This window comes from Micromonospora chokoriensis (assembly GCF_000718555.1).
GTDB classification, from domain to species: Bacteria; Actinomycetota; Actinomycetes; order Mycobacteriales; family Micromonosporaceae; genus Micromonospora; species Micromonospora chokoriensis_B.
The window spans coordinates 1-386 of the sequence record NZ_JOAN01000049.1 but is presented as its reverse complement, the minus strand read 5'-3'; the positions used below and the strand labels follow the sequence as shown (position 1 = coordinate 386).

The 386-nt window shown below is 72.5% G+C and carries 1 protein-coding gene; it reads left to right on the top strand.

The genetic code is table 11. The features are described 5' to 3' along the window. The coding region (locus tag IF46_RS0131995) for a class I SAM-dependent methyltransferase (protein WP_030492139.1) at window positions 1-386 on the top strand (386 nt) is incomplete at both ends.

The window sequence follows — 386 nt, the reverse complement described above, 5'->3', positions numbered from 1 at the left end:
CGCCGGTTCGAGGCGGGCCGGCGGCTGCGCTGGCTGCTGTCCACCGTCCGCCCCACCGTCCTGCTCGAAGCCGGCTGCGCCGGCGGCTACTTCCTCGAAGCCGCCCACCACGCCGGCATCACCGCCAGCGGCATCGAAGTCAGCCACGCCGCCGCCCAATTCGCCCGCGACCACCTCCACATGCCCGTACGCCAGGGCTACTTCGAAACCATCGCCCCCACCCTCACCGCCGACGTCGTCTGCGCCTTCCACGTCCTCGAACACGTCGAAGACCCCCGCGCCTTCCTCCACGCCGCCCACAACGCCCTCACCCCCGGCGGCTGGCTCGCCCTCGAAGTACCCAACATCGCCTCCGCCGCCGCCAACCGACTCGGCACCGACTGGCC